17 protein-coding genes are annotated in these 13,294 nt (G+C 70.6%); 1 reads left to right on the top strand and 16 read right to left on the bottom strand.

What is annotated here, in order from left to right; all coding sequences use genetic code 11:
* Positions 1-90: 90 nt before the first annotated feature.
* Positions 91-1,179: a MerR family transcriptional regulator gene (locus AB0B48_RS27350; RefSeq protein WP_357206476.1), complete on the bottom strand. Its 1,089-nt coding sequence runs from the start codon at positions 1,177-1,179 to the stop codon at positions 91-93.
* 120 nt (positions 1,180-1,299) lie between these two features.
* On the opposite strand from AB0B48_RS27350, the gene AB0B48_RS27345 reads away from it, so the two are divergent.
* On the top strand, positions 1,300-1,956 hold the full coding sequence (locus tag AB0B48_RS27345) for an NAD(P)H-binding protein (RefSeq protein ID WP_357206474.1): 657 nt from the start codon (positions 1,300-1,302) through the stop codon (positions 1,954-1,956).
* A 53-nt stretch (positions 1,957-2,009) separates the two neighbouring features.
* On the opposite strand, the gene AB0B48_RS27340 is transcribed toward AB0B48_RS27345, so the two are convergent.
* The 15 genes from AB0B48_RS27340 to AB0B48_RS27270 form a co-directional block, all read right to left on the bottom strand.
* On the bottom strand, positions 2,010-2,969 hold the full coding sequence (locus AB0B48_RS27340) for a class I SAM-dependent methyltransferase (protein WP_357206473.1): 960 nt from the start codon (positions 2,967-2,969) through the stop codon (positions 2,010-2,012).
* A 114-nt stretch (positions 2,970-3,083) separates the two neighbouring features.
* On the bottom strand, positions 3,084-3,779 hold the full coding sequence (locus tag AB0B48_RS27335; protein ID WP_112587029.1) for a cell division protein DivIVA: 696 nt from the start codon (positions 3,777-3,779) through the stop codon (positions 3,084-3,086).
* Positions 3,776-4,957: a globin domain-containing protein gene (locus AB0B48_RS27330; RefSeq protein WP_357206471.1), complete on the bottom strand. Its 1,182-nt coding sequence runs from the start codon at positions 4,955-4,957 to the stop codon at positions 3,776-3,778. Before AB0B48_RS27330 ends, AB0B48_RS27335 begins: the two co-directional genes overlap by 4 nt.
* Positions 4,958-4,959: 2 nt before the next feature.
* Positions 4,960-5,358, bottom strand: coding sequence for a group 1 truncated hemoglobin (locus AB0B48_RS27325; protein ID WP_357206469.1), 399 nt, complete (start codon positions 5,356-5,358; stop codon positions 4,960-4,962).
* A 258-nt stretch (positions 5,359-5,616) separates the two neighbouring features.
* Complete coding sequence (locus tag AB0B48_RS27320; protein ID WP_355007555.1) at positions 5,617-6,213, bottom strand: MerR family transcriptional regulator; 597 nt, start codon at positions 6,211-6,213, stop codon at positions 5,617-5,619.
* Positions 6,214-6,373: 160 nt separating this feature from the next.
* Positions 6,374-6,838: a bifunctional nuclease family protein gene (locus tag AB0B48_RS27315; RefSeq protein ID WP_030327706.1), complete on the bottom strand. Its 465-nt coding sequence runs from the start codon at positions 6,836-6,838 to the stop codon at positions 6,374-6,376.
* Positions 6,839-7,023: 185 nt separating this feature from the next.
* Positions 7,024-7,725, bottom strand: a complete 702-nt coding sequence (locus AB0B48_RS27310) for a MerR family transcriptional regulator (protein WP_357206467.1) — start codon at positions 7,723-7,725, stop codon at positions 7,024-7,026.
* Between the two features lie 50 nt (positions 7,726-7,775).
* Complete coding sequence (locus AB0B48_RS27305) at positions 7,776-8,228, bottom strand: FHA domain-containing protein (protein ID WP_007071101.1); 453 nt, start codon at positions 8,226-8,228, stop codon at positions 7,776-7,778.
* A gap of 214 nt (positions 8,229-8,442) precedes the next feature.
* A complete protein-coding gene (gene gcvH, locus AB0B48_RS27300; RefSeq protein WP_091397961.1) occupies positions 8,443-8,823 on the bottom strand; it encodes a glycine cleavage system protein GcvH in 381 nt (126 codons plus the stop codon).
* Positions 8,824-8,883: 60 nt separating this feature from the next.
* Positions 8,884-9,888, bottom strand: a complete 1,005-nt coding sequence (locus AB0B48_RS27295; protein ID WP_357206465.1) for a DUF881 domain-containing protein — start codon at positions 9,886-9,888, stop codon at positions 8,884-8,886.
* An 11-nt stretch (positions 9,889-9,899) separates the two neighbouring features.
* Entirely contained in the window at positions 9,900-10,232 is a 333-nt protein-coding gene (locus AB0B48_RS27290) for a small basic family protein (RefSeq protein WP_030327710.1), read from the bottom strand.
* Positions 10,229-11,173, bottom strand: coding sequence for a DUF881 domain-containing protein (locus tag AB0B48_RS27285; RefSeq protein ID WP_357206464.1), 945 nt, complete (start codon positions 11,171-11,173; stop codon positions 10,229-10,231). The genes AB0B48_RS27290 and AB0B48_RS27285 overlap by 4 nt, the downstream gene beginning before the upstream one ends.
* A complete protein-coding gene (locus AB0B48_RS27280) occupies positions 11,170-11,802 on the bottom strand; it encodes a CDP-alcohol phosphatidyltransferase family protein (protein ID WP_355007559.1) in 633 nt (210 codons plus the stop codon). The genes AB0B48_RS27285 and AB0B48_RS27280 overlap by 4 nt, the downstream gene beginning before the upstream one ends.
* 294 nt (positions 11,803-12,096) lie before the next feature.
* On the bottom strand, positions 12,097-12,558 hold the full coding sequence (locus AB0B48_RS27275; RefSeq protein WP_357206478.1) for a MarR family transcriptional regulator: 462 nt from the start codon (positions 12,556-12,558) through the stop codon (positions 12,097-12,099).
* Positions 12,559-12,614: 56 nt separating this feature from the next.
* Positions 12,615-13,294 (bottom strand): PP2C family protein-serine/threonine phosphatase (locus AB0B48_RS27270; protein ID WP_357206461.1); only part of this gene is annotated, 680 nt, incomplete at its 5' end.

Raw genomic sequence — 13,294 nt, 5'->3', positions numbered from 1 at the left:
GGGCCCCCCCGCCCCGGCGGGGGGGGCGCCCCCCCCCCGGGCGCGCCCGCCGCCCAGGCGGCAACACCGCCGGCCACGCCGGATACCCCGCTAGGACGTCGGCGACGACGGTTCTGCGGCTAGGACGTCGGCGACGACGCAGGCGATGTTGTCCGGCGCCCCCTCGGCCCGCGCCAGATCGATCAGCGCCCGCACCGTGTCCTCGGGATCGTCCGTCGCGGCCAACGCCGACCCCAACCCGGCCCGGCCGACGACCGCGGACAGCCCGTCGGAGCACAACAGGTACCGGTCACCCGGAACCGCGGTACGCAACGCCAGATCCGCCTCGACCTGCCGGCCGCCACCGAGGGCACGCACCAGCACCGCGCGCTGCGGGTGCGTCGCGGCCTGGTCCCGGTCGAGCCGACCCTGATCAACCTGGGTCTGCACCCAGGTGTGATCCTGCGTGAGCAACGACAACTCACCGCCGCGCAGCAGGTAGGCCCGGGTGTCACCGACGTGCACCAGCGCCAGCCGGGAACCGCTGAGCAGCAGCGCGGTCAGCGTCGTGACGGGCTGGTCGGTGTCGGTGGCCAACCCGTGCACGGCACGGTCGGCGGCGCTCACCGCGCCAGCCAGCATCGTCAGCAGGTCCGCGCCCGGCACGTCGGTCAGGGCCAACGGCTTCAGGGCGTCGACGGCGGCGGCGCTGGCGGCCGCCCCGCCGGGCCCCCGCATCCCGTCGGCCACGGCGAGCAACCGCTCGCCGGCGTACGCGGTGTCCTCGTTGCTGTCGCGCACGAGCCCGGTGTCACAACCGGCGGCAGAGCGAACGACAACTGTGGGATCCGGGACAGACATGGTGGTACCCCCTTCAGACAGGTGGTCCACGAGGAGGGTGGCGAGCCGGGCGCGGGCCGCGGTGTCGGCGCTGACCTGTTGCCAGTACGCGGTGACCGCCTCAGCCGCCGCTGCCGGCTCCAGGTCACACACGACCCGGATCGTCGCCAGCGGCATACCGAGCCGACGCAACTGGGCGACCAGCCGCGCCACCGGCAGCTGAGCCGGGTCGTAGAGCCGGTAACCGGACTCCGGATCGACAGCGGCCGGCACCAGCAGCCCGCCCTGGTCGTACAGGCGCAACGCCTTCGGCGTCAGCCTCGCCGCCCGGGCGAACGCCCCGATGGTCATCAGCCCCACGTCGACATCCTCCTCGCGCGCCGGTCACGGCGACCGGCTCCCACCAGGCTCAGGGTTGCCCGAAGGTCAAGGTCAAGCCGATGACGCCGCCCGCACCCCCGGCACCGGTAGGTTGGGCGCATGCGCGTCGTCATCGCCGGAGGCCACGGCAGGATCGCCCTCCTGTTGCAACGCCACCTCGTCGGGCGCGGCGACACCGCCGTCGGCCTCATCCGCAACCCCGAGCAGACCGCGACGCTGCGCGCCGCCGGCGCCACCCCCGTCGTCTGCGACCTGGAGCACACCTCGCCGGAACAGGTGGCCGAGCACCTGCGCGGTGCCGACGCGGTGGTCTTCGCCGCCGGCGCGGGCCCCGGCAGCGGCGCCGCCCGCAAGGACACCGTCGACCGGGCCGCCGCCGCGCTGCTCGCCGACGCCGCCATCCACGCCGGCGTCCACCGCTACCTGCTCGTCTCCTCCATGGGCGTGGACACACCACCCGCCCCCGGCACCGACGACGTGTGGGCGGCGTACCTGCGCGCCAAACGCGCCGCCGAGGACGACCTGCGCCGCCGCGACCTGGCCTGGACGGTGCTGCGACCCGGCCGGCTCACCGACGACCCACCCACCGGGCGGGTCACCCTCACCCCACACGCCGGTAGTGGCGCGATCAGCCGCACCGACGTCGCCCACGTCCTCGCCGCGCTGCTCGACGAACCGCGCACCACCGGCGCGACACTGGAACTCGTCGACGGGCCCACCCCGATCGTCGAGGCCGTCCGCGCTGCCGCCAGCTGACCCACCCGGCGCGCAGAGAAAAGAACCTGGCACCCACCCACCAGGTGCGGCCCTCAGCCGCCCGGGCGGCTCGCGGCGACCAACACCGGCCCACCGGGGACGGTCGGAAAACGCCGGACGTCACCCAACCCGGCCTCCGCCAGCACCGCCGCCATCCGGTCGGCGTCGAAGGCGTTGCCGCCGTTGCGGACGGCGTTCCACCGGTCGACGGCCGCCCGCAACGGGTCCCCGGCCGGCGGATTGGTGCCGGCCACCAGCCAGCCACCGGGTCGCAGCGCCTGCACCAACCGGGGCAACGCGAGCGCCAACGTCTGCTGGGGAAGAAACGGCGCCGGCACCCACACCAGGTCGTACCCATCCGGCTCGGCCACGTCCGCGACGTCCTGCCGGCGCACACTGATCCGGTCCGCGACGTCGCGCGCCTCGGCCAACTCCCCGCGGGCCAGGTCCAACGCCCGCTGCAGCACGTCGATGCCCACCACCGACACCCGGGGCAACGCGCGGGCCAGGGCGACAGCCAACGCCGCCACACCGGTGCCCACGTCCAGCACCCGGGCATCCGCCGAGTCCAAGCGCTCCGCCAGCCCCGCCAACTCCGGCACCACCCGGGTCGCCAACGCCCGGCCGGTCGCCGCCGACGCCCGACCCTGATGCAGCAACACCTCGTCGTCGACCTGCGCCCAGCCCGCGCCACCCCCGCCGGAAGGCTCCTGCGCCGCCGCGGCGACCGCCTGCCGCAGCGAACTCAACCGCGCCTGCACCGCACTGCGCCCGGTCGGCCCGTCGGCAGGCACCAGCGACGGGTGCGCGACCGGCGTCCCGCCGTCCCAGGACAGCAGACCGGCCGCCTCCAGTACCGCGCTGCGGTGCGGCGACGCCGCGAGGACCTCGCCGAGCGGGGCCGACAGGGCGTCACTCATGGTGCCGACAGCGGCCGCCAGCGCCCACGCCGACGCCTCCAACGCGGTCAGCGGGTCCGCCGATCCGCCGGATGGAGACGGTGATACCGACACGACGGCACCTCTCCCCGGGGCGGGCCACCGGTCAGCCCCGCCTGACCCCTCCGACTATGCCACCGCCGCCAGCGCACCGGGTGGGGTCCACGTCAGCGCACCCCACCCGGCGACTCAGCGCTGCTGGTGCCGCGGCAACGCCGACTGACCCACCACGCCACCCACGAACGGCGCCCCCGGCGTCTCCGCCGCGATCCGATCCATCGTGCGCGCCAACTGCTCACTGCCGTCGTCGAGATGCCGCGCCGCCGCCTGCATGTGCGACACCATCATCTCGCCGAAGATCCGCAACGCCTCCCGGGTCGCCACCGTGTCGTCGAAGCTCGACCCCGCCGCGCTGCGGTACTCCGCCACCGCCCGCTCCGCCTCCTGCTTCGCCTCCGCCTCCGCCGCGTGCAGGTAACTCTCGTACTGCACCCGGGCGTACTCGGCGACCCGACGCGCGTAGTCATGCGCCTGCGCGATGATCTGCTCGGCCTCCCGCTGCGCCGCCGACAGCAGATTCACCTCACGCGCCGCCGGGACCTTCGCCGCCGCCCCCGTACTCGGGATCACCCCGTGCCGGTGCAACTCCACCCGGTCGGTCAGTCGCTCGTTCTCCGCCCGCAACGTCGCGATCTGCGTCGCCAACAGGTCCAACTCGTCAGCGACCTGCACCCGGAACCGGTCCACATCAGCGTTGTCGTAACCACGCCGAGCGAACGACGCCGCACCGAACTCCCACCGCCGAACCCGGTCGGCGGTCATCCGCACCTGCACACCGCCGGACACCTGCACACCGTCATACCGACTGATCGGCGTCGCACTCACCTGTGCCCACCTCCCGAAGTGCCACCCGCAGCGGACTGCTGCACCGCCGTGCGCCACGCCGGGCCGTACCACTGCGCGCCCAGGCCCTCGTGGTGCACCTGACCCGCGTGGTAGCCCGCCTGCACCAACGTCCGCACCGCGTGCGACACCATCTCGTCCGACCCACACACGAACACGTGCCGGGACCGCCAGTCACCGTCGGCCAACGCCCGGTCCACCGCCTGCACGAACTCCCCCGGCCGGTGCACGTCGGCACCGACCACGTACGTCACCGTCAACCACGGATACGACGATGCCAACTTGTCGATCGCATCGCTGTCGTAGAACTCGCTACGGGACCGGGCCCCCACATACAGGTCCACCCGCCGGCGGGAACCCTCCGCGGCCACCTGCTCCACCAACGCCTTCATCGGCGCCCAGCCGGTACCCGACACCAACAGCAACAGGTCACTGGAGCCCGCCGCCCACAACCCCAGCCGGTCCCCCACCGGCGCCGCCAGGTGGACCCGATCCCCCACCGCCGACCCGTACACCAGCCGCGACGACACCGCACCACCCGGCGCGGCCCGCACATGCAACTCCAACGTGCCGTCCGCCCGCGGCGCGTTGGCCGGCGAGTAGTACCGCCACGACCGCACCGACGGGTGCGACACCCCGATCGACTGACCCGGCGTGAACGGCAACAGATACTGCGGACGCACCGTCAACACCGCCACGTCGAACGCCCGCCGCTCATGCGCCACGATCTCCGCCACCCACCACGGCGGATTGACCGCCTCAGCGGCCTGCGCGGCCTCCACCATCACCTGGGCGACCAACCCGTACGCCGCCGTCCAGTCCGCAGCCAACTCGTCGGTCCACTGCTCGGCGAGGAAATGCTGCAACGTCGCCACCAGCGCCTCACCGACCGCCGGATAGTGCTCCGCGCGGACCGCGAACTTGCGGTGATCCGCGCCGAGATCCTGCAGGAAACCCACCAGCCGATCCACCTGGTCCACGTTGGACACGATGTGACCCAACGCGGTCACGAGGCGGTCCCGCTGACCAGCCATGTTCGTGGGGAACATCTGCCGCGTCTCGGGATGGGCGAGGAACAACGTCGAGTAGAAGTAGAGCGGCACCTGGTCGCCGTGACCGGCGACCACCGACCAGCTCTGCTTGAGGCGAGCGGCGTCCACGCTCAGACGCCCGACCTGTTCCCGGCAGCCACCACCTGGCCCTGCACCTGCCCCAGCACCGTCTGCACATCGGCGATGACGTCCGCCGGCACTCCGAGCTCGGTCAGCGTCACCGTCAGGTACTCGCCCACCTTCGCGTAGTGGCCCACCGTGATGTTCAACGGCTGGTGCGCCTCGTCCAACCCGCGACCGGTGTACTCGTTCGGGCCACCCAGCACCACCGTCAACATCAACGCCAGATGCCGCCGCTGACCCGCCATGTCCACGCCAGCGAAATAGCCCGCCAACTCCGGGTCCGCGAGCACCTTGTCGTAGAACAGCTCAACCGCCGCCTTGACCGAACTGGCACCGCCAATACGGTCGTAGTGCGAGGTGGGAACAGTCTCTTCCGTAACCGTCACGGTCGTTCCTTCCGGGGGTGAAGGGTCCAGAACCGTGAGGGACCATAGCGTGTCAACCGCCCCCGGTCAGCGCCCCCTTATCGGATTCCCGACAACACGACGACACGGTGCGTCACCACTACCGATGGGTATCTCCACAATGGGCAACCAACACGACACCCACGGTATCCACAGTGGACCGACGCGGCCGATCAACCCTCGCCACCGTCACCGACGGTCGCGAGAAAACAACCGGAAAAAAACCGAAAGACCGAACCGTCAGCCGGCGCGCCGCCGCGCCCGCCGCGCCGCCAACTCGTCACCCACCGGATCCGGGCCCGCCGCCACCACCGGCTCCACCGGGCCGCTCGTCGCCGGCTCCGCCGGCAGATGCGACAACGACCCCTGGATCTCCTTGAAAGCCCCACCGATCGCGATGCCGAAGACCCCCTGGCCACCCTGCAACAGGTCGACCACCTCCTCCGGAGACCGGCACTCATACACCGTCGTCCCATCAGAGATCAGCGTGATCCCCGCCAGATCCTCCACACCACGCGACCGCAACGCCTCGATCGCCTTACGGATGTTCTGCAGGGACACCCCCGCATCCAACAACCGCTTCACGACCTTCAACACCACCAGGTCCCGGAACGAATACAACCGCTGCGTCCCCGAACCCGAGGCATCACGAACGCTCGGCACCACCAGCGTCGTCCGCGCCCAGTAATCCAACTGCCGGTAACTGATGCCCACCGCATGGCAGGCCGTCACACCCCGGTAACCAACCGAACCGTCACCCTCAGCCGCCACACCTGGCGACGAGGCACCCGACTCGTCGAACTCTGCACCCGGATCGGAATCCCGCGGCTCGTGCATCCGGACAACCTCCCCGTCAGTGTGGCGACGCATCGTTTCCTCCGACGCGCACCCCTCGACATGGAAACCCTATCGCCACCGTCAGGGGTTACCACGGAGGAACCGACGCGACACGCCGCGCAGCCACCGAGAAAGATCACCAACAGAGCCCAGGCACACCTCAGCCCGCGAAATCCTCCGGACGCACCTGCTCCAGGAACTCGCGGAACTTCTCCACCTCGTCCTCCTGCTCATCAGGGATAACGATCCCCGCCTCGCTGAGGACCTGCTCCGCACAACGAATCGGCGCACCAACCCGCAACGCCAACGCGATCGAATCGCTCGGCCGCGCCGACACCCGCACCCCATCACCGATCAACAGATCAGCGTAGAAGACGTTCTCCTTCAGCTCGGTGATCTCCACCGCCTGCAAGGGCGCCTTCAACGCCGCCAACACGTCCCGCAGAAGGTCATGCGTCAACGGCCGGGCCGGCTTGACCCCCTGCTGCTCATAAGCGATAGCCGTCGCCTCGACCGCGCCGATCCAGATCGGCAGATAGCGGTCCCCCTCGACCTCCCTGAGCAGGACGATCGGCTGGTTGCTGGGCAGCTCCACCCGAACTCCGACCACGCTCAGCTCGCGCACCGCCGCCTCCGTGTCGTTGTCACCTACGCCGCACCGCGCCTTTCCCTGCACGGTACACGGACCGCAACACGGCCGTCCCATGCGCTACAGCACCACGTCCGCGCCGAAAAGGGGTTACCCCGGCAAGCCTACGGCACGCTTCCCGGAAGAGATCTTTCCGCTCAGCCGCCACCCACCGGGCACCCTCACCGACCCAACGTCGACCGCAGCCCCACCCGCACCAACGCCGCGTGCAACTGCTCCGACAACGCCACCAACTCCCGCGCCGTCTCCGCCGCCCGCGCCCGCGCCGCCGGATCACTCTGCCGCGCCAACGGCGCCACCAACTGCGCGAACAAACCGACCTCCCGGTCCGCCGCCGTCCGATAACCCCGCAGGTGCCGCGGCTCCAACCCGTACGCCGCCAACCCCGCCACCGCCGACGCGATGATCAGAGCATCAGCGTCATACCAACCCGGCGGATCCGACACCAGCACACCGAGCCGCTCCAACTCCACCAACGTCGACTCGTCGATCCCACTGCGCGCCACCAGATCCGACCGGCCGAGCCGCACCTGCGACGACTCGGCCGGCTCCGCGAACTCACGACCCGGCACCGCACCATCAGGACCAACCGCAACCAACGCCGGCCGCGACCGCTCCGGCTGCTCACCGGACGAATCCCACTGGGCCAACTGCTCCCGAATCACCCGCAACGGCAGGTACCTGTCCCGCTGCGCGGTCAACACGAACCGCAACCGCGCCACATCGTCCCAGCTGTACTTCCGGTAACCCGCCGCCGTCCGCTGCGGCTCGACCAAACCCTCGGCCTCAAGAAACCGCAGCTTCGAAATCGTGGTATCCGGAAAATCCACCCGCAACTGCCCAAGCACCTCACCGATGCTCATCAGCGGCTCAGACCGAGCCGCCCCGGGTGACATGGAGGCCGCAGGCTCGTTCACCCCCGGCCGGCCTCCTCCTCCGGGCGCGGACCGGCGATGAACACCACCCGGAACTTACCGATCTGAACCTCGTCACCATTGCTCAACGTGGCCGCCTCGACCCGCTCACGATTGACGTACGTGCCATTCAGGCTACCCACGTCCCGCACCGTGAACGTCCCACCATCACGGTGGAACTCCGCGTGCCGACGCGACACCGTCACGTCATCCAGGAAGATGTCACTGTCCGGGTGCCGGCCACTGGTCGTCACATCGTGGTCCAACAAGAACCGGGCACCCGCATTCGGGCCTCGACGAACCACCAGCAGCGCCATACCCGGCGGCAACGAACCGGACATCCGGCTCGGCACCACATCGGTATCCGGCCCCTCCAGCACTTCGTCGAGCGAACCGAGATTGAGCGTCGAAGTGACGTCGAGTGGGGGGAACTCGTCGTCTGGCCGCGTCATGGGACCACCTCACGGATCTGTTCGGTCGGCGTCGGGTAATGGCGGGTCTGGCCGCCGGGCACTTGAACACCCGGCGGCTGGCTCCCCGTGCCCGGGAAGGCAATTCCGCAACGCTCAACTATTGGGTTCTCGGTCGACTGGGCGAGCCTAGCCAGCGCCGAAATGCAGGGCAACCGGACGCGCGCAGACATGCCGCGCACCGGATCAAGCACACTCAGCCTTCGGTGATCTTCTGATACGCGGCCGCCGTCAGCAACCCATCCGTCGCAGTCGGATCGTTCGGCGTGATCTCCACCAACCAACCCTCACCGTACGGATCAGTGTTGATCAGCTCAGGCGTGTCAGCCAACGCATCGTTGCGCGCCGCCACCGTACCGGCCACCGGCGCGTAGATCTCCGACACGCTCTTGGTCGACTCGATCTCACCCAACGAGTCACCGGCCGCGACCACCGCACCCGCCTCGGGCAACTGCACGTACACGATGTCACCGAGCGCGTCCTGCGCGAAGTGGGTGATGCCGACCCGGACCGAAGCCGTGCCGTCACCCGCCACCCACTCATGCTCGGCGGTGTATCGCAGATCCTCGGGAATCACCAGACGCGTCCTTCATCCATCGGTGCCCCGGACCACCCGGGTCCGGCGCGGCCGCGCCGGTCAGGAGACCGGACGGGCGTGTTCCAACTTGATCGGCACGTGCAGCGCCGAAACCTCGGCAACCTCACGCTCCCCAAACGTCACGTTACCGCCGTCACCCCGGACCGACGCCACCACCCCACCAGGAATGTTCAACGCCGTACGCATCGTCGCCGGATCACCGATCACCGTGATCGTGTACGGCCCCGACAACCGACGCCCCTCCACGATCAACGACGCGTTGTTCTCCCCATCGAGGAAGTACGTCGACGCGATGATCCGCACCGTCGCCCGATCCCCACCGGAAATCTGCATCGCCTCAGCGCCCGCACCACGCAGCTCCTGCACCGCGTCCAACACCCGGTTCGCCGAAATCGGCTTCACACCGCCGTCGAACTGCACAGTCAACCCCGGACCCACAGCCGGCAACGTCCCCGCCAGGATGCCCAACTCGTCCGCCCGCCGCGTCGCCTCATCCAACGCCGCCTGACGACCCTGCTCACCCGAGCGCAACTGCCGCTGACTGTCCTCCAGAGCCCGGATGTCCTGCTGCAGGCGATTCTCCCGCGCATCCAGATCCGACAGAATCCGGACCAGGTCCTCCTGACGGGTGGCACCCAGAGTCGGGTCCGTCGACGTCGTCTTCAACTGCACGACCAACGTGAACCCCAGCAACGCCAACAACGCGGCGATCATCACCCCGGCCGCACTCCACCGCGACCGACCAGCCACCACCGGCGCCGCCGACTCCCCCACCGGCTCCGCCAACCCGTCGGAACCCGCAACCGGCTGCTCCCCCGACCGCGACACCGCGCTCAGGTCCACCGTCGCACCATCGTCGACCGGCTCCACACCCGGCTCCGCCACAGGCTCGTCATCCGCCGGCGCCTGCGGCGCCAACGGGCTCAACTCATCCGGATCCGGCGCATCCGGCCGCGGATCCGGCTCACCGGCCGGCCCACCCGGCCGCACCGGACCCGCCGGCTGCGGCCACCCGGTCCCCGTGTCGGTCTGCTCGTCACTCATCGCAACCCAACCTACGCCCGGAACAGGTGCCGACGGATCGCCGCCACGTTGCCGAAGATACGCACCCCCAACACAACGACCACACCGGTGGACAACTGCCCACCCACCCCCAACTGGTCACCCAGATACACGATCAGACCAGCCACCAGCACATTCGAAATGAACGACACCACGAACTGCTTGTCGTCGAAGATGCGGTCCAACCGGGCCCGCACCCCACCGAACACCGCGTCCAACGCGGCCACCACCGCGATCGGCAGGTACGGCTGCAACGCCGCCGGCACCGTGGGATCAAGCCACACGCCCAGCACCACACCGGCGAGCAACGCCAACACCGCGATCATCGGCCACCTCCGGAGGGGCTAACAGTCGTCCCCGGACCGGACGACCCGGGACTGCCGGAACGGACACCCGACGCGGAAGGGCTCGGACTGACCGACGGCTTGGCGTAGCGTAGCTGCGGCTCCGGCGCCGCCGGCAGGGTGAGGTCATCCGCCTCCCGCACACCGAACGACAACCCCGTCCCCTGCGCGACCTTCCGCATCAGCGCCGCGTTCCGACTGTCCTCGAACTTGCGCCGCATCGAACCCGGCCCAATCGCCGACACCTCGTACGGCCCGGTCACCGGCCGGAAATCCACGAGCATCGCCTCACCCGCCGACCGGATCGTCGACGTCGACGTCAACCGCTGCCCGTTGATGGCGATCGCCTCCGCGCCAGCACTCCACAACGCGTTCGCCACACCCTGCAGGTCGCTGTAGAGCACCCGCGGCGGCCCCGCGCCGGCACCGGTGACCGCATCAGCCTTGTCCGGCGCGTCCGCCAACCGCACCACCACACCGTCACCGCGCACCCGGCCCAACCCGGTGCTCGCCTCCAGGTTGCGCAACCGGGCGGCGGCCGAACCGGTCAACGCCGCGTCCCGCTGCCGACTGACCTCCTCGCGCAGCTGATCCGCCTGCGTGGACAACCGGTCGGTCTGGCTCTCCCGCTCCTTGATCTGCGCCACCAGACCCGAACGCGCCTGGCTGCGCCCCGGCTCGTCCGCCATCGTCTGCCGGTACGCGACCGCGAACAGGAAACCGAGCATCACCACCACGACCAGGCTCACCGACCGTGCCGGCAAGGCCCGCCATCCGCTCGCCGGAGCGGACTCCGCCGAGCGCCGACGGGCGGCAGCCGCGTCCGCGTACCCCGGATCCAGCGGGTTGCGGAACAGCTCGGTCAGGAAGTCCGGCGCGTACACCCGGTCCTGGCCGGGTTTTCCCAGCCGAGGCGCGCTCACGCCGCCGCTCCCGGACCGCGCGCCGCGCGCACCAGCCGGGCCGCCTGCACGACGTACATCGCGCCGGCCACCCAGTACAGCACCAGCCCCCACCAGGCCAACGCCCAGCCGATGGCGCTCGCCGCCGTCGCCACGTCGGTGGCCGCGCTGGCCAACAGCAGCACCGGGAACGCCGCGAGCAGCAGGAACGTGGCGGTCTTGCCCACGTAGTGCACCGGCGGCGGACCGTACCCGTAGCGACGCAGCACCGCCAGCGAGGCCAGCAGAAGCACCTCACGGGCCAGCAGCGCCGCGGTGAACTGCCACGGCACCACCTCCCGCGCGGTGAAGGCGATCAGGGTGGCGAGGATGTAGAGCCGGTCGGCGAGTGGGTCGAGCAACTCGCCCAGGCGGCTGACCTGGTGAAGGCGGCGGGCGATCCAGCCGTCGACCCAGTCGGTGGTGCCCCCGATGGCCAGCACCACGACCGCCGCCACGTCGGCCCGCGCCACCAGGAACAGGTAGAGGAAGAGCGGCACGCCCAGCAGCCGCCCGAAGCTGATCAGGTTGGGCAGGGTGAGGACCTGGTTGCCGGGAGTCTCGTCACCGGTGTCCCGCGGTTGCTCTGCCCGAGCCGGCCGACGCGACACCGATCCTCCTCCACGGCACGCGGGCCCCCGGCCGGCGCCGGGCGCGGCTGAGGGTCGTACGCGCTGTCGGGCCGACCAGCGCCGGCTCTCCCCTGCGGCCCCGGGCGGGGCCCCTTGCCCTGATACGGCCCGCGATCTCGAGGCTCGCGGGCCGGGTAGGTGCGCTGCCACTATATCGGGCTTCCTCTCGCTGGCCGGCCGCTGCCGTGGCCTGCCGGTGCGGCGGTGTTTCACTGTGGCGTGGATCACCACGCGTAGAGCGTCCTAGGATACTAGTGGAAGAGCGGTTGGTGCTCAGGCCGTCTGGACGGCGGGATCGGCCTGCTGCTCGGGCACCGACGTCGCCGCCCGAGCGAACCCGGCCAGCGCCAGCAACAGCTCGTGCTGCATCCGCGCCGGCATCCGGTCCAGCACCGCCTGCACCGCGCGCTGACGCCGCTCGGCCAACTCCCCCAACAGGGTCAGCGCCGCAGGCGTCGGCACCAACCGCACCTCACGCCGGTCACGCGGATCGGCCACCCGACGCAACAGCCCGGTCGCCTCCAACCGGTCGCACAGGCGGCTCGCCGACGAGGGCACCACGTCCAGCAGCTCCGCCAACCCGTTGACGTTGGTCTCCGGACGACCGCTGATCAGCAAGAGCACCCTCAGCTGGGTGGGCGGCACCTGGTGCCGCGACCCGGCCGACTCCAGCACGGCGATCAGCGTCTCGGCGGCCGTGGTGATCGCCGCGGCGAGATCCGCAGGTCGCTCCACCTGATGTCCCCTGCCGTTGTCGCGCTGGTGCCCGCCCGGCAATGCGGCGGCGAAACTCACGCCATGCTCCGCTCGCGTGGCCCGTGCCAGTCCAGACAGACCACGACGGCGTCGTCACGCAGATCGGAATCGGCGTGATAGGCGTGTAGCTCGCGCATCACCGTACCAACCGCCTCGGCCGGCGGCTGCAACCGCGTGGCGCGCAGGGACCGTGCCATCACCCGCTGCCCGTACGGCTCCTGGCCCGGCGGCTCGGCGGCCCACACCCCGTCGCTGACGACGAAGAGCCGGTCACCGGGGGCGAGTTGCATCTCCTGAAGCTCGTAGCGGGTCTCGGCGAACATGCCCAGCGGCAGCTGCTGATCAAGTTTCATCGGCTCGACAGTGGACCCGCGCATCCGCAACAGGTGGGGCGAGCCCGCGTCGACGGCCCGCACCCGGCCGAGGCGAGTGTCCACCTCAAGCAGCAGGGTGGCCACGTACCGGGCGCCCCGGTGTTGGTAGAAGACCGTGTCCGAGGCCAGCTCGGCCTGCTCCACCAGGCCGCCACCGGAGCGACGCGCGTTGCGCATCGCGTTGACAGTGACGGCTGTCAACAGCGACGCCGCCAGGCCGTTGCCCTCGCCGTTGAGCACCGTCACGGTGAGACGGTCGCCGTCCAGCGACCAGTCGAAGTGGTCGCCACCCACCGTGTACGCCGGTTCGAGCTGGCCGGCCAGCTCGAACGCGTGGTGGG

The sequence above is a fragment of the Micromonospora sp. NPDC049089 genome (assembly GCF_040648775.1).
Taxonomy (GTDB): Bacteria; Actinomycetota; Actinomycetes; order Mycobacteriales; family Micromonosporaceae; genus Micromonospora.
The sequence above is the reverse complement of the archived record's forward strand: the minus strand, read 5'-3'. Positions and strand labels throughout refer to the sequence as shown.